This is a genomic window from Ruegeria sp. R13_0 (genome assembly GCF_017743995.1).
GTDB lineage: Bacteria > Pseudomonadota > Alphaproteobacteria > Rhodobacterales > Rhodobacteraceae > Ruegeria.
In genome coordinates this window covers 227,428-248,206 of record NZ_JAGHRB010000002.1, presented here as the reverse complement: position 1 = coordinate 248,206, position 20,779 = coordinate 227,428, and the positions used below count along the sequence as shown (strand labels likewise).

Genomic DNA, 20,779 nt, shown 5'->3' with positions numbered 1-20,779 from the left:
AGGAGCGATCAGATCACGTCAGGCAAAATGGCGGAGAGACACATGAAGATCGTTGCGAATACACACAGGGCAGGTCCCAAACTTGCGCCCTCGGCCCCTTATCCGTCGACAGATGCGGCCCGCGTTGCGGCCTTGTTGTCCATGTGTCCGGCGGCGAAAGAGACGCCTTTGGTGGATGTCGCAGGCCTCGCCCCGGTTGCGCATCTTTGGGTGAAGGATGAGCGCGCGCGCATGAATTTGGGCTCGTTCAAGGCCCTCGGCGCGGCCTATGTGATTGCGCGCCACGCTGCCGAAGCCTCGGACGCGCCGGGTGTAGACACGTTGGCAGGGTCAACCTATGTGACCGCCAGTGCCGGGAACCACGGGATGAGCGTTGCGGCGGGCGCGCGGATGTTTGGCGCAAAAGCAGTTGTCTATATCGCCGAGACGGTGCCCGAGAGCTTTTCTGCCCGATTGAAAGGCCAAGGTGCCGAGGTTGTGCGCAGTGGGCTCGATTATGCAGCCAGCATGCAAGCCGCAAGCGACGCGGCTGAGGAAAACGGGTGGACCTTGCTCTCGGACAGCTCATGGGACGGGTACTATGATCTGCCGTGGACCCTGATGGAGGGGTATCTGCAAATGGCGTCTGAGGCGGTTGACCAATGCCCCGAAGTTCCGACTCACATCATGTTGCAGGCCGGTGTTGGCGGTCTGGCCGGGGCTGTGGCTGCCTATGCGCGCAAAGCTTGGGGTGACGCGCCGAAAATAGTCGTGGTCGAACCTGAAGCCGCGCCCGCTCTGCAGGCCAGTATTGAGGCAGGCTCCTGTGTCTTCGCCGATGGGCCGGACAGCATCATGGGGCGTCTGGACTGCAAGGAACCTTCGCTGATCGCGCTGAATGGATTGGCGCGCGACGCCGACCTGTTCCTGACGCTCTCGGATGAGGACGTGTCCGGGAAACTGCCAGACATGGCCGCAGCGGGGTTGGAGACAACAGCCTCGGGCGGCGCTGGGCTCGCAGTCGTTCTGAATGACCGGGCACGGGTTGAACTGGGAATGACCGAGGCCTCGCGCGTGCTGTGCATCCTCTCCGAGACCGCGGAATGAGGGGGTTTGCGCCATCCGAGTTTGAAGCGCGCACCAGACGCGCGCAGCAGTTAATGGATGCGGCGGGCCTGTCGGCGCTCTTGCTGACAACCGAGGCGGATCTACGCTATTTCACCGGTTTTCTGACCCGGTTTTGGGAAAGCCCGACCCGCCCGTGGTTCCTCATTGTGCCAGTCGCGGGTAAGCCGATCGCGGTGATCTCGTCGATCGGAGCAGCCCTTATGGCGCAGACATGGATCGACGACATTCGCACGTGGAGTGCGCCTGATTTGCAAGATGACGGTGTCTCTTTGCTATGCGATACGCTGGTCGAAGTGACACCCACGGAGGGGCGAATTGGGATACCGGATGGGCATGAGACGCATCTCCGTATGCCTTTGGCAGACCTTGAACGATTACGAGGCCTGCTTGGAACAAGGGCGCTCACAGGCGACAGTGGCATCCTACGCCAGTTGCGTATGGTCAAGTCCGAGGCCGAGATTGCCAAGATCGAAACCGCCTGCGGTATTGCCGGGCGGGCATTCGCCCGAGTCCCCGAGATCGCCGGGGAGGGTGTGCCACTGGATGAGGTGTTCCGCCGCTTTCAGATGCTGTGCCTGGAAGAGGGCGCCGATTGGGTTCCCTATCTTGCCGGCGGGGCCGAACAGGGCGGCTATGCGGATGTGATTTCACCGGCCTCTGGCGTGCCGCTGGCGCTGGGCGATGTGTTGATGTTGGACACTGGTTTGGTTTGGGGCGGATATTTTTGCGACTTCGACCGAAACTGGTCAATCGGCCCGCCTCGGCCTGATGTGGCAAATGCTCATGCTCGGTTGATCGAAGCCTCGGATGCTGCGTTCGAAATCGCCCGGCCGGGCGCAACCGCGGCGGATTTGTTTCATGCCATGAACAGGGTTCTCACGAAGGACGCAGAGGGAACGGATGCGGGGCGCTTGGGCCATGGTTTAGGAATGTCCCTGACCGAATGGCCGTCGCTGATCCCGACGGACAACACCGTTTTGGAACCGGGCATGGTTTTGACACTGGAACCGGGCATCGCTGTCGGTGACAAAATTCTGGTGCATGAGGAAAACATCGTCATCACTGACGGCACCCCACGGTTTATCAGCCCAAGGATCGGGCCGGAGATGATGCAGCTATGACCCATGTCCCTTACACTCTGGATGAAGACGACCCAAACGCCTCGCCGCTTGGGTTGATCGTTTTGCAGGTCGATGAGACGCTTGAGCCTGAGTTCGGTGCGTATTTCGCGGACCGCAAGTACCCTCTGCACGTCACGCGCATTCCCAGCGGGATCGAGGTGACGACCGAAAGCCTTGCCGAGATGGAGAAGGCGCTGCCCGCGGCGGCGGAATTACTTCCCAATGCGCGTCCCTACAATGTTGTGGGTTATGGCTGTACCTCGGCCAGTTCGGTGATCGGGTCAGAGCGCGTCGCGGAACTGGTCAAACAGACATGCAATACCCGTGAAGTCACGAATCCCCTCCGAGCAGCGACCGCTTGCGCCGCCGACCTAGGTGTTTCGAAATTTGCCCTGCTGTCGCCTTACATTGAAGAGGTCAACATACCGCTCCGTACTGCGTTTCAAGCCAATGGCATAAGCATGGATGTGTTCGCAAGTTTCGGGCAGGCAGAAGAGGCCAAGGTGGCGCGGATCTCGACGGAATCCGTGGTCGAGGCTGCCTCTGAACTGGGAGCAGATTCAGCGGTCGAAGCGGTGTTCCTGAGTTGTACCAACCTGCGAACTCTCGACGCGATACCGAAAATCCAGGAGCGGATCGGAAAACCTGTTTTGTCGAGTAATCAATGTCTTGCATGGCATATGCGGTGCCTAAATGATGTGCGGTAGCAGGCAAGTGTGAACTCAAATTTGGAAAAAGCACCATAACGTGTTGCCAAGTGCGTATCGCTTGGTCTTAACTGTGGATCACAGATCAATGAAATCCGAAAGCCTCGGGTAATCATTTGACGAAACAGGGGGTCTTGTGACCGGTACAACGAACGACGCCGCGTTTGTCGAATTTCAACGCGTTCAGAAGTCTTATGATGGCGAGAATCTCGTCGTTAAAGATCTCAACCTTGCAATGCCGAAGGGCGAGTTTCTGACAATGCTCGGGCCGTCAGGTTCAGGCAAGACAACTTGCCTTATGATGCTCGCCGGGTTTGAAACCGCTACCCATGGTGAAATCCTGCTGGATGGAAGTCCAATCAACAATATCCCGCCGCACAAACGTGGGATTGGCATGGTGTTTCAGAATTACGCTCTGTTCCCGCACATGACGGTGGCCGAAAATCTTTCCTTTCCTCTGGAAGTTCGCAAGCTGGGCAAGTCCGAGCGTGACGAAAAGGTCAAGCGCGCTTTGGACATGGTGCAGATGGGTGCCTTTGGCGGGCGTCGTCCGGCGCAGCTGTCCGGAGGTCAGCAACAGCGGATCGCCCTGGCGCGGGCCCTGGTGTTCGAGCCGGAACTGGTGCTGATGGACGAGCCGCTGGGCGCGCTCGATAAGCAGCTGCGTGAGCATATGCAGTTCGAAATCACCCGACTGGCGCATGAGCTGGGCATCACCACAGTCTATGTGACCCACGACCAGACCGAGGCGCTGACGATGTCAGACCGTGTCGCCGTGTTCGATGATGGCCGCATTCAGCAGCTGGCGCCGCCGGATCAACTCTATGAAGAGCCGGACAACAGCTTCGTCGCGCAGTTCATCGGCGAGAACAACACGCTGGAAGGTGTGGTCAAATCCATCGACGGCGACAGCTGTGTGGTGCAGCTGGATGACGGATCAGAAATTGATGCGGTACCGATCAATGTGCACAATCCGGGCGAACGGACCAAGGTTTCGATCCGTCCGGAACGCGTCGAATTCAACAAGGATCGTCTGCATGCCGACGCTCATACGCTGAAGGCGACGGTCAAGGAATTCATCTATATGGGCGACGTGTTCCGCTTCCGCATGTCTGTGGCGGGCAATGACGAGTTCATCGTCAAGACACGGAACGCCCCCGATGCTATTCGCCTGCAACCCGGTCAAGAGATTGATATCGGTTGGCTGGCAAAGGATTGTCGTGCGCTTGACGCATAGACCAAGCCGCGCGGCACAAGCGCGGTTACACTGAGGGACCGGCTGGCGAAAACCCGTGCGTCGGCTGACCATACAACAAACGGGAAATACTGGGAGTTTTACATGAAACCAACAAAGACACTGCTGACTGCAGCGGCTCTGGCAACAGCGGCCGGTGGCGTTTCCGCCGAAGAGATGACCATCGTCTCATGGGGCGGGGCCTATTCCAAATCGCAGCTCAAGGCCTATCACGAGCCCTATTCGGAAAAAACCGGCGTCACCATCCTGAACGATGACAGCTCGGCCGAAGCGGTTGCCAAGCTGCGCGCGATGAACGAAGCCGGGAACATCACCTGGGACGTGGTTGACGTTGTTGCGGCGGACGCGATCCGTCTCTGCGACGAAGGTCTGGCGATGGAAATCGATCCCGATACTATGCTGGCCCCGGCACCTGATGGCACGCCCGCATCCGAAGACTTCGGTGATCTGCTGGTCAGCGACTGCTTTATCCCGCAGATCGTTTACTCGACCACGTTCGGCTATCGCACCGACTTGGTCGGTGACACGCCGCCGACAGACGTCTGCGCTGTGTTTGATCTGGAAAACTACCCGGGCAAGCGCTCGCTGGAAAAGCGTCCGATCAACAACATGGAATGGGCTCTGATCTGTGACGGCGTTGCCAAGGACGACGTTTATGACGTGCTGGCGACTGCAGAGGGTCAGGATCAGGCTCTGGCCAAGCTCGACACCATCAAGGACAGTGTTGTCTGGTGGTCGGCCGGCGCGGATACTCCGCAGCTGCTGGCTGATGGCGAAGTCATCATGGGCTCGACCTACAACGGTCGTCTGTTCAGCGTGATCGAAGAGCAGAACCAGCCCGTTGCCATGCTGTGGGACGCGCAGGTGTTCGATCTTGACGGTTGGATCATTCCGGCCGGTCTGAGCGAAGAGCGTCAGGCACGCGCACTGGACTACATCATGTTCGCGACCGACACTCAGCGTCTTGCGGATCAGGCCAAGTACATCTCGTACGGCCCGGCCCGTGCCTCGTCGGCTCCGCTGGTGGGTCAGCACGCCGATCTGGGTATCGACATGGCACCGCACATGCCGACCGATCCGAACAACGCCAAGAACACGTTCCTGTATAACTACGAGTTCTGGGCTGACTACCGCGACGACATCGACGCCAAGTTCCAGGCGTGGTTGGCGCAATAAGCGTCTGATTTCATGACAAAGTCGGGGGCGGTGCGCCGCCCCCGGACCAAAGAAAACCCAAGGGGCACTGATGACTGACGCAAGCCAAAACGCCGGACCCATGCTGGCAGCGGATGGAACGCCGCTCAAGCAATCACTGGCACGTTCGTTGAGGCGACAAAAGCTGCGGGCGCTGATGCTGGTGGCCCCTCTGCTATTGTTCGTGCTGTTCTCGTTCATCGTGCCGATTGCATCGATGTTGTTCCGGTCGGTGGAAAACAGCATTGTGCAGGAAACTCTGCCCCTAACGGTCGAAGCCTTGCAAAGCTGGGACGAAAACAGTGGCGAACTGCCTGACGAGGCCGTCTATGACGCCTTTGTCCGCGACATGGTCGTGGCCGTCGACAACAAGACACATACCCGGCTGGGCTCGCGTCTGAACTATGAAGAGACAGGCATGTCCTCGATGTTCCGCCGCTCGGGTCGGAAAATGGGTAAGCTGGACCCCGAAACCGACGGGCCGTTCAAGGATCAGGTGATCGAAATCCACGAGGGCTGGGGCGAACCGCAGACTTGGGCGGTGATCAAGACTCACTCGCCCGCTGTGACGAACGGCTATTTCCTAAACGCGGTCGATATGCGCCGCACACCCGAAGGCGCGCAGGCGCAGCCCGAGGACAAGCAGATTCTGATCAAGCTCTTCGGGCGCACCTTGTTCATGTCACTGGTGATCACCGCGTCCTGTATCCTGTTGGCATATCCGGTCAGTTACCTGCTGGCGACCCTACCGATGCGGGTGTCAAACTTACTGATGATCCTTGTTTTGTTACCCTTCTGGACCTCGCTATTGGTGCGAACGTCGGCGTGGAAGGTCATGTTGCAACAACAGGGTGTGATCAACGAAACGCTGGTTTGGCTCGGATTGGTGGCCGATGACGCCCGACTTGTCATCATCAACAACCAGATCGGTACGATCATCGCGATGACGCATATTCTGCTGCCGTTTATGATCCTACCGATGTACTCGGTGATGCAGACAATACCCGAGTCCTACACCCGCGCCGCGAAATCCATGGGCGCGACGAATTGGACGACCTTCTGGCGCATCTATTTCCCGCAATCCATTCCGGGCATCGGCGCGGGGTCGATCCTCGTGTTCATTCTGGCCATCGGCTACTACATCACGCCCGAGATCGTGGGCGGCACCAAGGGCGTGTTCATCTCGAACCGGATCGCCTACCACATCTCGTCCTCGCTGAACTGGGGACTGGCGGCGGCGCTGGGTACGATTCTGTTGGGCGTCGTGCTGCTGCTCTACTGGTGTTACGACAAGATCGTCGGCATTGATAACGTGAAGCTGGGATAATCGACATGGCCGCACTTACTCCGATTTCCCGCAAACCAATGTCCATGGTCCTGCCAAGCGTTGCATTGGCAGGGGCCTTCGCCGGTATGTTTGTTGGCGCAGGCAACAGTTCGATCCCTCTGGGCATCATTGGCGGAGCCGTCCTGATCGCGGCGCTTGCCTGGATCTACATTGCTGTTTTGAAGAACGAGAAACTGGCCCGCTGGATCACCATCCTCGGCTTCGGAATCGCCGGGCTCCTGTTTTCAGGTCCGATGGGCGGCGTTCTGGGCCTGCTGGGCGGCTGGTTCTTCGCATGGTTCATCTACTGGCTCTATGAGGGCCGCTATCGCCGCAAACTGCTGCCCTATCTGACTGCGAAACAGGTGTTCTACCACTACCTGTTCCGAGTGATCTGCGGTGCAATCTTCGTCTTCCTGATCACGCCGATCCTTGTGGTTCTGCCACTGTCGTTCAACGCGCAGGACTTCTTTACCTTCACGCCCGAGATGCTACGGCTAGACCCCGAGGGGTATTCGCTGAAACATTACCGCGACTTCTTCACCAACAATGAATGGCAGCGCAGCTTCAAGAACTCGCTGATCATCGCTCCGATTGCGACGGTGATCTCGGTCTCGCTGGGCACCCTGGCGGCCATCGGCCTCAGCCAGAGCCATGTTCCAGGCCGCCGTGCCATCATGGGTATCCTGATCTCACCGATGATCGTGCCACTGATCATTTCGGCCACCGGCATGTTCTTCTTCTACAGCGATATCGGTCGCTTCATGGAAGGCACGCTGGGTATGAACAAGAATTTCGTTGGCTATGTGAAGGTCATCCTCGCGCACGCCGTTTTGGGCATCCCGTTCGTCATCATCACCGTGACCGCCACGCTGGTGGGCTTTGACCGCTCGCTGACGCGAGCGGCGGCGAATATGGGCGCAGGGCCGGTGCGGACCTTCTTCAAGATCCAGATGCCGCTGATCCTGCCGGGCGTGATCTCGGGTGGTTTGTTTGCCTTCATCACTTCGTTTGATGAGGTTGTCGTGGTGCTGTTTGTCGGTTCGGCCAGCCAGAAAACCCTGCCTTGGCAGATGTTCACTGGCCTGCGCGAACAGATCAGCCCGACCATTCTGGCGGTGGCCACGATCCTCGTGGTGATCTCGATTGCGCTGCTGACTACGGTCGAATTGCTTCGTCGCCGGTCCGAGCGTCTGCGGGGGCTTTCCCCCGCTTGACGCAAGCGCGCGCCTGATCTAACGATTCACCTGTTCATCCCAGCCGCGATGGCGTCGCGGGCGCACTGGGATGATCGGCTCTCGGACCCCGAGACCGCCTGTCCTGAACGCCGGGACAAGTGGCCGGGTTTGCCGCCCGGCAAAGATGAGAGACCTGAACATGACAAATCGCCCCGAATTCTTCACCTGCCACAATGGCGACAAGGCCCCGCTGCCGTTCAGCAAAGGCGAATACGACCGCCGTCTGGGCAAATTGCGCGCCATTATGGCCGCGCGGGATATTCCCGTGGTGCTGCTGACGTCGATGCAGAACATCGCCTATTACTCGGGCTTTCTGTACTGCGCCTTTGGCCGGCCCTATGGCTGCGTAGTCACGCAGGACGCCTGCACGACCGTTTCGGCCAATATCGACGCGGGCCAACCGTGGCGCCGCTCGGTCGAGGACAATGTGATCTACACCGATTGGAAGCGTGACAATTACTGGCGCGCGGTGGCTAGCCTGATCGGCAGCGCGAAACGGATCGGGGTCGAGAGTGATCACATGACCCTCGCCGCGCGCGATACGGCTTTGGCGATGCTGGACCAGCCTGAACTGGTCGACATCGCGCCCGACACGATGGCGGCCCGTATGGTGAAATCCGCCGAAGAGATCGAGTTGATCAAAGGTGGTGCCCGCACCGCTGATGTGGGCGGAGCCGCCATCCACACCGCCATCCGCGAAGGCGCAACCGAAATCGAGATCGCCATGGCCGGTCGCGACGCGATGGAGGCAGAGATCGCCCGCGCCTATCCCGACGCAGAATATCGCGACACTTGGGTCTGGTTCCAATCCGGTCTCAACACCGACGGCGCGCATAACCCGGTCACCAAACGGGCGCTGCAAAAGGGCGATATCCTGTCGCTGAACACTTTCCCGATGATTTCGGGTTACTACACGGCACTGGAGCGCACCCTGTTTCTGGGCGAACCCGACGCCGACAGCCTGCGCATCTGGAAGGCCAACGTCGCCGCGCATGAGCTTGGCCTGAGCCTGATCAAACCCGGCGCGACCTGTTCCGGCATCACCGCCGAGATCAACCGCTTCTTCGAAGATGAGGGTCTGCTGCAATACCGTTCCTTCGGGTATGGCCACTCCTTCGGCGTGCTCAGCCACTACTACGGGCGCGAGGCGGGTCTGGAGCTGCGTGAGGATATCGACACGGTGCTGGAACCCGGCATGGTCGTCTCGATCGAGCCGATGCTTTGGATACCCGAAGGCCAGCCCGGAGCCGGAGGCTACCGTGAGCATGACATCCTAGTGGTCGAAGAAGACGGCGCCGAGAACATCACCGGCTTCCCCTACGGCCCGGGTCACAACATCATCAACGCGTGATATAAAAGAGGGTGGGGCGTGTGCCTCACCCTTTGCCACAAACACGCAGAGTACGGTCTAGGCTTGATAAAACGGATCCAGCTTGGCCTTGGCTTTTTCGTTCACGATCGGGATATAATTCAAGCGCCCACCGGCAGATTGTGGAATGGCCTGCTTGAGAGCGTCAAGGTCCCACACTGCCAAAACGACAGCATCGCCGGTTTCTCCTCCGAAGGCTTTGATCTCTTCTTCGGTGAACCCAAGACCCAGCGCCGTGTCTTTGGCAAAGAACACTTTCGCCTCAACCGATTGAGATAAATTGAGAATTTTGTCTTTCAAGCGCTGAGCTGTCTGGGCAGGCATGGTAACAATGGCCATGTTCGATCCTAGTTGGTTGGGTGCTACTGCACGCGTTTAAGCCGTTGAAAACGTAACTTGAAGCTTGTCAGATTAACTTCGCGTTAATACGCCGTGAGTAGAGTTTCGATATTGTAGTCGGTTTAGTTGGTTTAGGGGAAGCAGCAATGCCGTTCCTGTTTGATTGGGCAAGTTTGGGTAGTGCGAACGGATCGACCGGGCTGACGGATGGTGCGAATTCGTCGACGCTGACTGTGGCTTCTGATCCAGAAGTGTTCTTCAGTGGGTTTTTCAGTGGTAATCAGTTTGTTGCAGGAATACCCGGACCCGCGACATCGGAAGTGTTGTTCTCCACAGCAGTAAAGAATGCGACTTTTGAAATCATCGACCTCGATAGTAACGAATTCTCTTTCGATGAAAGGGTGACGGTTCTGGCCTTCGACGTGAACGGCGATCCGGTTCCGGTTGTTTTTTCAAACCTCGGCCCATTTCACGTTCAAACGGGCAATACGGTCGAAGCTGACGGAAATGCGTCGCCTTTTGTCAACGGGCCAGGGTCGTCCGACTCTCTGACGGTTTCCATCGCGGGGCCTGTCTCCAGGATTGAAGTGATCTTTGAAGGCGGGCTTTCGTCTGGTGCGAATACCGGCTGGATCGGGTTTGGCGATATCTCGGGTGACATCGTGTGTTTCTGCGCGGGCACTATGATCGAAACACCGAACGGCCCAACCTCTGTCGAGGCGCTTTCTGCTGGTGACATCGTTCTGACCAAGGGCAATGGCCCGCAGTGTTTGCGGTGGGTTGGGTCGAAAAAGCTGGATTTGGCGGCTTTGGAGGCCGCTGCCGAAAAACTGCGACCTGTTCGGATTTCCGCTGGTGCACTTGGGCAGGGGCTTCCAGCAAAGGATCTATTGGTGTCGAGACAGCACCGTATGTTGGTGTCCTCCAAAGTGTCCGAGCGTATGTTCGGCAGTCCCGATGTCCTTGTGTCGGCGATAAAGCTGGCCGCGCTACCGGGTATCTATGTGGATGAAGAGATCACCGAGGTCGCCTATTTCCACCTTCTTTTCGATCAGCACGAGGTCATTTTTGCCGATGGTGCCCCCTCGGAGAGCTTGTTCACAGGCCCGGAAGCAATCAAGGCAATATCTGAGGAGGCGCGAGAAGAAATCTTCGCCCTCTTTCCGCATGTGAAACGTCAGGATTACGTCCCTGAAACGGCCTATCCCGTGCCTGTGGGGCGCTTGCAGAAGAAATTCGTCGAGCGTCATCTGAAGAACGGAAAGCTGGTTCTCGAGGGCGCACCCGTGCCATCAAACCGCCTGCATTGAGCGTTCACAACTCGGTCACTCCGCTATTCGTCTCGAAAATCTGAACTGGAGTGGTTTTCTTTGGCCTCTGCAATTGGCCAAGATACATTCAGCTGGCGATCGCTTCGGAGAATGCAGTCAGGCGATCGCTCAGATCGCTCTGACCATCGGCGCCGATGATCATGTAGCCATAGCCGTCTTCCGCCCAAGTGGCCGTTGCCAGACCGCTGAGAACGGCAAGGTTCACATCCTTGTCCGGGGCCCCAGGCCCTTGACGGATCACGCAAAAGGCGAAAGGCCGCCCCTGATCATCCGCAAAGACGACCTGAACCAGTGGCTTTCCCTTGAAAGACAGAACCTGAGCCCGCTTCAGCTCAGCCCCGGGCAAGGCGCTCAGGGCTTCGCGATTCAGGGGCCGGCCCAGCGTGGCCTCGGCCTGAGCGAACTGGGCCTCGAGCGCCTCGGGAGCGGTGTCCAGAGTGGCAATTGTTTCAGGCACATAGAGCGATTGGTAGATTGCCGCCTGTTGCGCCCAGCCCAACGGCGCGGGTCGTGTTGCCCACAACGTCGCCGACACCGCCACAATCGCGACCGAGGCCGCGACGGCCAGCAATCGAAAAGGTTGAGACGCGGGCTGAGACCTCGCGCGATCCGGCAAGGTGATCTGAGGCGCATCCTGCGGAACATCCTTGAAGACCGAATGCACAACAGGTGCAAACGGATCAAGCGCCATCAGGCGCTGTTCCAGTTCTGGATCGGCTTCGACCGCGCTCTCGATCTCTTGCGCGTCGGTCCCGTCCAGATTTCCATTCAGATACGCCAGCAGCGTTTCATCGGAAAACGTCATTTGCCACCCCGTCGAACGGCGTCCGCAGCCTCGTGCTGCATCACGGTTTTCAGTTTCTGCCGAGCCGTAGAAAGCCGGCTCATGATTGTTCCAATCGGCACCTCAAGCAAGGCTGCTGCCTCGCGATAGCTATACCCTTCCACGAAGACAAGCATCACGGTCTCGCGCTGCGCTTCTGGCAGGTGCATCACTTGAGTAAACACTTCAGCCGCGAAAATATTCGTTTCTGAATCCGGTCCTGTTGCAATTAATTCGGTTTCTGGGGTCACAGACAAGGCCTGCGCCTTGCGAACGGATCGCGCGCGCACCTCATTCAGCCAGATCGAGCGGCAGATCGTCATCAGCCAGCTGTCCAGCCTGTCGTGGGATGTCACCTGATGGTGACGCTCCAGCGCGCGCAGGCATGTGGATTGCAAAAGGTCGTCGGCCACATCCCGGGCCCCCGACAGGGCAAGCCCGAACCGCCACACGCGTTTCGAATGCGTCTGGATCGCGCCGCGCACGGCCTGTTCCGAGCTGATTTCACCACTCATCGAATAAATCGCGACCTGTGTGTGTTTGTCTTTCACGGACCGGGCCCGCGGGGTCAGGATTTACATAGCCTGAGGAGAAAAGAAATGAAACTTCTGTTGAAAGCAGTCACGATTGCGTCTGCAATTGTTGCAACCCCGGTTCTTTCGGAAAGTTGGACTTTGTCCTCGGATGCCTCGCACCTGGCTTATGGAACGATCAAGAAAGACACCGTGGGTGAGGTCAATTCCTTCACCGGGCTGAGCGGTCATGTCAGCCCTGATGGCAAGGCCGAGATCGAGATAGATCTGTCCTCGGTAGAAACCAATATCGACATTCGAAACGAACGGATGATCGAATATGTGTTCCGCAAAGCAGGCACCGCTGCCTTGACCGCTGAATTCGACATGGATGAGGTCTCAGGCCTTGCCGTGGGCGCCTCGTCGATCATCGATGTCGAGGCCGCGTTGTCTCTGGTCGGGACGGAGATCGAGTTCGACGCTGAGATGTTCGTGGTGCGACTGACCGAGACGTCGGTGATGGTTTCCACCAATGATATGGTCTTCCTCAGCACCGAGGATGCAGGCGTGGATGCGGGTGTCGACAAGCTGATGGAACTGGCCGATCTGCCCGGCATCACACGGACCGTACCGATCACCGCGCGGCTTGTGTTTACCATGGACGATAACAAGGCCGAAGCCGCGCCCACCGCTCCGGTTGCAATCGCCGCAGTGGACGGAGACCTCAAAGCGGGTAAGAAGGTCTTTCGCAAGTGCAAAGCCTGCCATCAGCTGAAAGAAGGCCGCAATGGCGTAGGGCCCTCGCTGTTCAAAGTGGTGGGTGCATCTGCGGGGCAGGTGGACGGGTTCAAATATTCCGGCCCGCTTGCCAATGCCGACCTCGTCTGGACGCCGGAAAATCTGGCGGCGTTTCTGACCGAACCCAAAGGGTTTCTGCCCGGGAACAAAATGCAGTTCCCCGGCCTGAAGAAAGAGGCCGATATCACCAATGTCATCGCCTACATGCAGGATGAGGCACAGGGCTAAGGGAAATCAGAGGGAGTGTGGCAGGCCCTGCCACACCCGCTGATATACGCAATGTTTACTGCACGAATTGTTCTGCAACGACCTCGCCAAACTTGTCGAAGAACTTGGCCGAAAGCTTTTTGGCCGTCCCTGCAATCAGGCGGCTGCCCAATTGCGCGATCTTGCCCCCGATTGTCACCTTGGCGGTGTAGGACAGAACCGTCTCATCTCCGTCAGCGGTCAGGGATACATCCGCGCCGCCCTTGGCAAAGCCCGCAGCACCGCCTTTGCCTTCGCCGGACAGCGAAAACGCATCTGGCGCCTGGGAGTTGTCCAGCGTCACCTCGCCGCTAAAGCGGGCTTTGACCGGGCCGATTTTCAGGACGACCTTGGCCTCGAGATGTTCGGGGGAATGTTGGATCAACTCTTCGCAGCCCGGAATACACTCGCGCAACACATCAGGATCGTTGAGCGCGCGGTAAACGGCGTCCTTGGGGGCAGCGATGCGGATTTCGTCAGTGAGTTCCATCTCGGGGGTCCTTTTTCAACAACATTTCGGAAAGACACGGAGGGCTTTTTCGGTCGCCTCCTCCGCGGTCAACTCGGGCTGCGCGGGTTTCAAAGCGTGCAGCCAGTTAAGCCATTTTCTCATCATGGGATGTCTCCTGCGATTTGTCAGAATTGCGCCACATGATGATTTCAGCCAAAATCGAAAGCGCGATTTCATGCGGGTCGATGGCGTGGATATCCAACCCGGCGGGCGATTTCAGGCGCTTGGTCTGTTCAGTGCTCAGCCCTTGCGTTTCCAGTTGGGCACACAGCACCTCGGCCTTGCGGCGGCTTGCAACCATCGACACGCGGCGCGCGGGTGATTGCAGCGCGGCTTTCAATGCCGCTCCGTCGTCTTTGCCTTGTGACGCCACCACAACAAAGTCACGCGCTTCAACGCCCAATGCGTTCAGATCGTTAGGATCAAAGGGGGTGAATTTCACCGTGTTTTCGGCGCCTTCAGGCAAACACACATGCAAACCCGCCAGTGCCGCATGGGACGCCAACGCCTGTGCGATCGGAGAGTCTCCGAATATGATCAGGCGTGGGGCGTGTTGATAGGGTTCGATCAGCATGTCCACTGTCCCTCCGGATGGGCACCCGCTTTTGTAGGTCTGAACACCGTCCGGGTCGGCCATTGACACAACCTTATTCGAGGGTTTGACGCGGATCATTTTCGGCTCACCCGACACCAGCGCCTCTTGCGCTGCGGCGCGTACGGCCCGTTGTACGCAGGCACCCCCCAGATGGCCCAGAACCGTACCGTCGCGGGTGATGGCCGCCTTGCCTCCGGCCTTGGCCGAGGTCGCATCGGCAGTGCGCAGAACTGTCGCCACGCAAAAGGCATCGCCGGTACGCCGCAGCTCTTCAATCGTGTCGAAAATGTCGAAACCTGCCATCGGTATATCCTTTCACAGTTTTCTGAATTCAGCTTCCAGCGCCGCAAGCGCCTCAAGCGTATTGGCGGGCAGATGGGCGTCCAGATGGGGTTCTGCGGCCTGCATGGCAGCCGCAACTGGTTGGTAATTTTGCCAGCCTTTCAGCGGGTTCAGCCAGACGACCCGGCGCGCTTTACGTTGAATCCGTTCCAGAACCTGCCCCAACGCCTGCGGTGCAGTGCTGCAATACCCGTCCGAAAGGATCAGTACGATTGTCCGCCCGTTCAGCGCCCGCGCGCCGTAGCCGTCCAGAAAGCTTTCGAGACTGCCAGAGATGTCGGTCCCGCCGCCAAACCCCTCGGCCATCAGTGAAAGCCGTCCCGCAGCGCGGATTGTGTCGTGATCGCGCAAAGCGTCTGTCACGCGCATCAGACGGGTGTGGAACAGAAAAGTGTCGGCTTCGGTTCCGCTGCCGATCAGGCCCTTGAGGAACGCCAGAAAAACACGGGAATAGACGGTCATCGACCCACTGACATCGCATAGCGCAACGATCCGCATCGGTCGCGGCGGTCGCGCACGGCGATAGAGGTCCATCGGCTCTCCACCCCGCGCCAGACTGGCCCGCTGTATCCGCCGCATGTCCAGCGTCCGGCCACGTGATGCTTGTTTACGTCGGCGAGATCGGCGGTCGCGGATCGCCCGGGCCAGCTGTGTTGCGGCCCGTTCGGCCTGTCTCAGCGACTCGTCATCCATCAATTCACGCAGATCCCGACGCGACAGGTTGGCCGTTCGGGTCGCAATCAGCTTCCCATCCATCCCTTCGGCCTCCCCGTCGCCCGGATCAGGAGTGGCGGCTGCCTGATCTGTATCCGTTTGCGGATCCTGTTCGTCTTGTGTTTGCTGCTGCCAGATCTTCGGTTTCGCCGACTGCACCCGTACATGTGCGGTCTGCGCTGTCCCACTGCGCTGCTTGCCGACATTGAACCAGTAGGCGTCGAACAGCTCATCAAAGCGTCGCCAATCCTCGGCGCTGCCTGTCAACAAAACGCACAAGGCCTGCCTGGCCTGTGTCGCGTCGGTTGCCTCGACCGCCGCCAAGGCGGCCAGCGCGTCACCGGTTTCGGCGGGACCCACGCGCAATCCGTTCATCCGCAGATGGGCCATGAAGCCGCTCATGCGGTCCGCCAAGCCTGCCGCGCGGGAAGGGAACCGGGTGGCCTGCATCACGCAACCTTCCCGATCAAGCGATCCAGAACCTCAGGCGGCGCGGCATCATAGTCGGCTGCGGTTTTCAGCAGGCAGACAAGCGTCGCCTGTACCTCGCCCCGAGACTGGGCCATGTCGTTCACACCTAAGCCCGACAGGGCGGCGGCCCAGTCCAGCATTTCGGCAATGCCCGGCGTTTTCTCAAGGTTTTCCTTGCGCAGGGCCTGAACAACCCCGACGATCTGACGTGCCAGCAACCCTTCAACAGAGGGCATACGCGCCTTCAAGATGGCCATCTCCGTCTCCCGCGAAGGATAGCCGAGATAGCTATACAAACACCGCCGCCGCAACGCGTCGGACAGGTCCCGCGTGCCATTGGCCGTCAGGATAACAATTGGGCGGGAGCGCGCCTTGATCGTCCCAAGCTCCGGAATCGTGATTTGAAAATCAGACAATATCTCAAGCAGATAGGCCTCAAACTCCTCATCTGCGCGGTCAATCTCATCTATCAAGAGAACCGGAGGGCTGTCTTCACTGATCGCCTCTAAAAGGGGCCGTTTCAGAAGGTAGTCATCCGAGAACAACCGCGCTTCGCTTGTGCCGCCTTGCGCTTCGCTCGCGCGGATGGCCAGCAATTGGCGCTGATAGTTCCATTCGTAAATGGCGTGGCTGGCATCCAGTCCCTCATAACACTGCAAGCGGATCAAACGCGCGTCGTGTTGGGCAGCCAGAGCCTTCGCGACTTCGGTCTTGCCAACGCCTGCCGGACCTTCCAGCAGCAAGGGCCGCCCCAAAGCCTGCGCCAGATGCAGCGCCATCGCCAACCGATCATCAGCAACATAGCCCTGCGCGGCCAACCCGTTCTGCACATCACTCAAAGTCAAAACCAGGATCCATTCTTCATCTGGCTAAAAATATCCCGGGGGTTCAAGGGGGCAGAGCCCCCTTGCCTCGGTCGGATCGGTCAAGCCGATCCGAACCCAATTACCCATGCATCCCCAACCCGTTGGCGATCTTCCAGATCCGCCAATGGTCATGCGGCATGTGGCTCTGCACCAACCCAAAAGGCCGGAACGCATCATGCACCGCATTCGAGAAACAGGGCACGCCACCCACATTCGGGCTTTCGCCCACACCTTTCGCGCCAATTGGATGGTGCGGGGAAGGGGTCACCGTGTAGTCGGTGATATAGTTCGGCGTCTCCCACGCGGTTGGCAGGAAAAAGTCCATCAGCGTACCGGTCTTCACGTTGCCCATCTCGTCATAGGCAATCTCTTGCCCCATCGCGATGGCCAGCGCCTCGGTCACGCCGCCATGGACCTGTCCGTCGATGATCATCGGGTTGATCCGCGTGCCGCAATCATCCAGCGCATAGAATTTCCGAACATCCCATTCACCGGTATCCACGTCGATCTCCATGACACAGATATAAGCCCCGAACGGATAGGTCATGTTCGGCGGGTCGTAGTAACTGACCGCCTCCAGACCCGGCTCCAACCCCGGAATGGCCTGATTATAGGCAGCAAAGGCGATTTCCTTCATCGTTTTGAACCGCTCGGGCGCGCCCTTGACCGAGAACCGATCCACATCCCATTCGACATCGTCGTCGTGGACCTCCAGCAGATAGGCCGCGATCATCTGCGCCTTGGCGCGGATTTTGCGCGCGGCCATCGCCGTTGCTGCACCCGCCACGGGGGTTGACCGAGAACCGTAGGTCCCAAGACCGTAAGGTGCCGTGTCCGTATCACCTTCCTCCAGCGTGATATCATCAGCGGGCAGGCCGATCTCGCTGGCGATGATCTGTGCAAAGGTCGTGGCATGACCCTGACCCTGAGAGATCGTCCCCAGCCGCGCGATGGCAGAACCAGTCGGGTGGATGCGGATCTCGCAACTGTCGAACATACCAAGCCCAAGGATATCGCAGTTCTTTACTGGCCCCGCGCCCACGATCTCGGTGAAATGCGTCAGACCAATGCCCAGCAGCTTGCGGGTCTTGCCAGCCTTGAAGTCCTCAACCCGCTGCGCCTGTTCAGCCCGCAGGCCTTCGTAGTCCACGGCCTTCAGAGCTTTATCCCACGCAGTGTGATAATCGCCCGAGTCATATTCCCACCCCAGTGCGGACTGATACGGGAACTGATCGGCCTTGATGAAGTTGATCCGGCGCAGCTCGGCCGCGTCCATGTTCAGCTTGATGGCCAGAACCTCGATCATCCGTTCGATGAAATAGGCCGCCTCGGTTACGCGGAAGGAACAGCGATAGGCCACCCCGCCCGGAGCCTTGTTGGTATAGACGCCATCCACGGCTAGGTAAGCGGTCGGGATGTCATAGGACCCGGTGCAGATGTTCATGAACCCCGCCGGGAACTTGGTCGGGTCGGCACAGGCGTCAAAGCCACCGTGATCTGCCGTAGTGTGACACCACAGCCCGGTGATCTTGCCATCCTTGGTAGCCGCAATCTTACCCTGCATCCAGTAGTCGCGGGCAAAGGCGGTGGACATCAGATTCTCCATCCGGTCCTCGACCCATTTCACTGGCTTGCCGGTGACAATCGAGGCCACGACCGAACAAACATAGCCCGCATAAGCCCCAACCTTATTGCCGAAACCGCCACCGATATCAGGGCTGATCACGCGGATATTGTGCTCGGCGATGCCAGAGATCAGCGATACAACCGTCCTGATCGCGTGCGGAGCCTGAAACGTCCCGTAAAGTGTCAGCTTGCCAGTCACCTTGTCCATGCTGGCAACCGAGCCGCAGGTCTCCAACGGGCAAGGATGGGTGCGGTGATAGTACACCATCTCTTCCGCCACCACATCGGCCTCGGCCAGAATGGCCTCGGTCGCGTCCTTGTCGCCTTGTTCCCAGGTGAAGATGTGGTTGTGATGCTTGCGAGGGCCATGCGCACCTTCGGTCTGACCTTCAAGGTCTTCGCGCAGGACCACATCGGATTTCAGCGCCTCAAACGGATCGGTCAGAACAGGTAGTTCTTCGTATTCGACATCGATCAGTTCGACGGCATCAGCGGCGATATAGCGGTCTTCGGCGACCACAAACGCGACTTCCTGGCCCTGAAACAGCACCTTGCCGTCGGCCAGAACCATCTGCTTATCGCCGGCCAAGGTCGGCATCCAATGCAAGCCCAGCGGAGCCAGATCCTCGGCGGTCAGAACAGCGATCACGCCGGGCATCGCCAAGGCGGCCTCTTTGTTGACGCTGACAACGCGGGCATGTGCGTAGGGGGAGCGCACAAAGTCGCCGAACAGCATGCCGTCCAGCTTGATGTCATCGACATAATTGCCCTTGCCTTGCGTAAAGCGCACATCTTCGACGCGTTTGCGCGAGCTGCCCATCCCTTTAAGATTGGCGGCGCGTTCTTCGGGGGTCAGAGTTTGGTCGTTCATTCCGCAGCCTCCTTCTGAGCGTTCAGCATGTCAGCCGAGGCCGAGATCGCCTTGACGATGTTCTGGTATCCGGTGCAGCGGCACAGGTTTCCAGCCATGCCGAAACGGATATCCTCTTCGGTCGGGTTCGGGTTTTCCTGCAGCAAGCGATGCGCGCGGGTGATCATGCCCGGCGTGCAGAAACCGCATTGCAGGCCGTGATGTTCACGGAACATTTCCTGCAATACGCCAAGGCTGCCATCGTCATTGGTGAGGCCTTCGACCGTGGTGATATCGGCGCCATTCACTTGCGCTACAAAAGTGGTGCAGGACTTGACGGATTTACCATCGATATCCACGGTGCAAGCGCCGCAATGGCTGGTTTCGCATCCGATATGGGGGCCGGTGATTTTCAGATCTTCCCGCAGGAAGTGGATCAGCAACGTGCGCGGCTCGGCCAGACCTTCGACCTCTTTGCCGTTCACGGTGAGTTTGACGTGCATTTTCGACATTTTATCCTCCCCTCAACCCGCGCGGCTTTGAGCGCGGTCGATGGCGCGGCGCAGCATCACGCCCGCCACATGTTTCTTGAATTCGACAGGTCCACGGTTGTCGGCCACGGGCTCAATGGCATCCAGCATGGCGGCAACACAGCCGTCCACATCGCCATTGGCCAATGCAGCGCTGGCGCTTTCGGACCAGATCGGAGTGTCGGCCAGGTTGGTCATCGCAACCGAGGTCGTGCCGTTGCCGACCATTACGGCGGCGGCGGCGGTCGCATAATCCCCGATCTTACGCTTTTGCTTCTCATACGCTTGACCAACACCGGCCTCCGGCACAGGGATCGAAATCCGGGTCAGGATTTCCTCATCCTCGCGTGCGGTGAAATAGGCGGCCTCGTAAAACTCACGTGCGGCGACACTGCGTGCCCCATCGGGGCCGGACAGTTCAAACGTTGCGTTCAGGCATTGCATCAGGCCCGGCATGTCATTGCCAGGATCACCATTGGCGACATTGCCACCGACGGTGCCCATGTAACGGACCTGAGGGTCGGCGATCTGCAAGGCCGCCTCGCGGATCAGCGGAATGGCAGCGGCGAGACCGTCATGGGTGATCAACTCATGCTGCGTCACCATGGCGCCTAGGGTCACGGTATCGGACCCGATCTCGATGCCCTTGAGCTCATCGATGGCCTGAAGATCGACAAGATGGCCCATCTCGGCCATGCGCAGCTTCATCATCGGGATCAGGCTGTGCCCGCCCGCGATCACGCGCGCTTCGTCTCCGTGTTCTTGCAAAATGCCGATGGCCGAGGCGATGTCGCCTGGCCGGTGATACTCAAAACCGGCTGGTATCATATTTTTCCTCCCTGGGTCCGAGCGGTATGCCTTGGGGGACCTGTCGTCAGGAAAGAGGCGCGCGCTCAGCGGTTCCAGC

General features: G+C 58.9%; 20 protein-coding genes. 10 read left to right on the top strand and 10 right to left on the bottom strand.

Going from position 1 to position 20,779, the window contains the following annotated elements; all coding sequences use genetic code 11:
- The first annotated feature begins 42 nt into the window (after positions 1-42).
- From J7394_RS03565 to J7394_RS03530, 8 genes are all read left to right on the top strand, one after another.
- Positions 43-1,086: a pyridoxal-phosphate dependent enzyme gene (locus J7394_RS03565; RefSeq protein ID WP_209251010.1), complete on the top strand. Its 1,044-nt coding sequence runs from the start codon at positions 43-45 to the stop codon at positions 1,084-1,086.
- Positions 1,083-2,228: a Xaa-Pro peptidase family protein gene (locus J7394_RS03560; RefSeq protein WP_209251009.1), complete on the top strand. Its 1,146-nt coding sequence runs from the start codon at positions 1,083-1,085 to the stop codon at positions 2,226-2,228. The genes J7394_RS03565 and J7394_RS03560 overlap by 4 nt, the downstream gene beginning before the upstream one ends.
- Complete coding sequence (locus tag J7394_RS03555) at positions 2,225-2,935, top strand: aspartate/glutamate racemase family protein (RefSeq protein ID WP_209251008.1); 711 nt, start codon at positions 2,225-2,227, stop codon at positions 2,933-2,935. Before J7394_RS03560 ends, J7394_RS03555 begins: the two co-directional genes overlap by 4 nt.
- Before the next feature lie 136 nt (positions 2,936-3,071).
- Positions 3,072-4,172 carry an ABC transporter ATP-binding protein gene (locus tag J7394_RS03550; protein WP_209251007.1) on the top strand — a complete coding sequence of 367 codons (1,101 nt, stop codon included), beginning with the start codon at positions 3,072-3,074 and terminating at the stop codon, positions 4,170-4,172.
- Between the two features lie 102 nt (positions 4,173-4,274).
- The gene (locus J7394_RS03545) at positions 4,275-5,366 is read left to right on the top strand and encodes an extracellular solute-binding protein (RefSeq protein WP_170380379.1); all 1,092 of its coding nucleotides are present in this window, start codon (positions 4,275-4,277) and stop codon (positions 5,364-5,366) included.
- A 70-nt stretch (positions 5,367-5,436) separates the two neighbouring features.
- Positions 5,437-6,711 carry an ABC transporter permease gene (locus tag J7394_RS03540; RefSeq protein WP_209251005.1) on the top strand — a complete coding sequence of 425 codons (1,275 nt, stop codon included), beginning with the start codon at positions 5,437-5,439 and terminating at the stop codon, positions 6,709-6,711.
- 5 nt (positions 6,712-6,716) lie between these two features.
- Positions 6,717-7,928, top strand: a complete 1,212-nt coding sequence (locus J7394_RS03535; protein ID WP_209251003.1) for an ABC transporter permease — start codon at positions 6,717-6,719, stop codon at positions 7,926-7,928.
- Positions 7,929-8,088: 160 nt separating this feature from the next.
- Positions 8,089-9,300 carry an aminopeptidase P family protein gene (locus J7394_RS03530; RefSeq protein WP_371811924.1) on the top strand — a complete coding sequence of 404 codons (1,212 nt, stop codon included), beginning with the start codon at positions 8,089-8,091 and terminating at the stop codon, positions 9,298-9,300.
- A gap of 57 nt (positions 9,301-9,357) precedes the next feature.
- On the opposite strand, the gene J7394_RS03525 is transcribed toward J7394_RS03530, so the two are convergent.
- Positions 9,358-9,657 carry a hypothetical protein gene (locus tag J7394_RS03525; RefSeq protein WP_209251000.1) on the bottom strand — a complete coding sequence of 100 codons (300 nt, stop codon included), beginning with the start codon at positions 9,655-9,657 and terminating at the stop codon, positions 9,358-9,360.
- 146 nt (positions 9,658-9,803) lie between these two features.
- On the opposite strand from J7394_RS03525, the gene J7394_RS03520 reads away from it, so the two are divergent.
- The gene (locus J7394_RS03520) at positions 9,804-10,967 is read left to right on the top strand and encodes a Hint domain-containing protein (RefSeq protein ID WP_209250998.1); all 1,164 of its coding nucleotides are present in this window, start codon (positions 9,804-9,806) and stop codon (positions 10,965-10,967) included.
- Positions 10,968-11,055: 88 nt separating this feature from the next.
- On the opposite strand, the gene J7394_RS03515 is transcribed toward J7394_RS03520, so the two are convergent.
- Together J7394_RS03515 and J7394_RS03510 are read right to left on the bottom strand one after the other, a co-directional pair.
- On the bottom strand, positions 11,056-11,793 hold the full coding sequence (locus J7394_RS03515) for a hypothetical protein (protein WP_209250996.1): 738 nt from the start codon (positions 11,791-11,793) through the stop codon (positions 11,056-11,058).
- On the bottom strand, positions 11,790-12,362 hold the full coding sequence (locus J7394_RS03510) for an RNA polymerase sigma factor (protein WP_371811923.1): 573 nt from the start codon (positions 12,360-12,362) through the stop codon (positions 11,790-11,792). Before J7394_RS03510 ends, J7394_RS03515 begins: the two co-directional genes overlap by 4 nt.
- Before the next feature lie 48 nt (positions 12,363-12,410).
- Here J7394_RS03510 and J7394_RS03505 point away from each other — a divergent pair, with 48 nt between their 5' ends.
- Positions 12,411-13,349 carry a cytochrome c family protein gene (locus tag J7394_RS03505; RefSeq protein ID WP_209250994.1) on the top strand — a complete coding sequence of 313 codons (939 nt, stop codon included), beginning with the start codon at positions 12,411-12,413 and terminating at the stop codon, positions 13,347-13,349.
- A gap of 55 nt (positions 13,350-13,404) precedes the next feature.
- Here J7394_RS03505 and J7394_RS03500 read toward each other — a convergent pair whose 3' ends face one another.
- From J7394_RS03500 to J7394_RS03470, 7 genes are all read right to left on the bottom strand, one after another.
- A complete protein-coding gene (locus tag J7394_RS03500; protein ID WP_209250992.1) occupies positions 13,405-13,857 on the bottom strand; it encodes a CoxG family protein in 453 nt (150 codons plus the stop codon).
- Positions 13,858-13,963: 106 nt separating this feature from the next.
- A complete protein-coding gene (locus tag J7394_RS03495; protein ID WP_209250990.1) occupies positions 13,964-14,776 on the bottom strand; it encodes an XdhC family protein in 813 nt (270 codons plus the stop codon).
- A gap of 12 nt (positions 14,777-14,788) precedes the next feature.
- Positions 14,789-15,979, bottom strand: coding sequence for a VWA domain-containing protein (locus tag J7394_RS03490; protein ID WP_209250988.1), 1,191 nt, complete (start codon positions 15,977-15,979; stop codon positions 14,789-14,791).
- Positions 15,979-16,845 (bottom strand): MoxR family ATPase, encoded by an 867-nt coding sequence (locus J7394_RS03485; protein ID WP_209250987.1) that lies wholly within the window; start codon positions 16,843-16,845, stop codon positions 15,979-15,981. The genes J7394_RS03490 and J7394_RS03485 overlap by 1 nt, the downstream gene beginning before the upstream one ends.
- Before the next feature lie 100 nt (positions 16,846-16,945).
- On the bottom strand, positions 16,946-19,363 hold the full coding sequence (locus J7394_RS03480; RefSeq protein ID WP_170473686.1) for an aerobic carbon-monoxide dehydrogenase large subunit: 2,418 nt from the start codon (positions 19,361-19,363) through the stop codon (positions 16,946-16,948).
- The gene (locus J7394_RS03475; RefSeq protein WP_170473684.1) at positions 19,360-19,854 is read right to left on the bottom strand and encodes a (2Fe-2S)-binding protein; all 495 of its coding nucleotides are present in this window, start codon (positions 19,852-19,854) and stop codon (positions 19,360-19,362) included. Before J7394_RS03475 ends, J7394_RS03480 begins: the two co-directional genes overlap by 4 nt.
- 12 nt (positions 19,855-19,866) lie before the next feature.
- The gene (locus J7394_RS03470; protein WP_209250986.1) at positions 19,867-20,700 is read right to left on the bottom strand and encodes a xanthine dehydrogenase family protein subunit M; all 834 of its coding nucleotides are present in this window, start codon (positions 20,698-20,700) and stop codon (positions 19,867-19,869) included.
- Between the last annotated feature and the right edge of the window lie 79 nt (positions 20,701-20,779).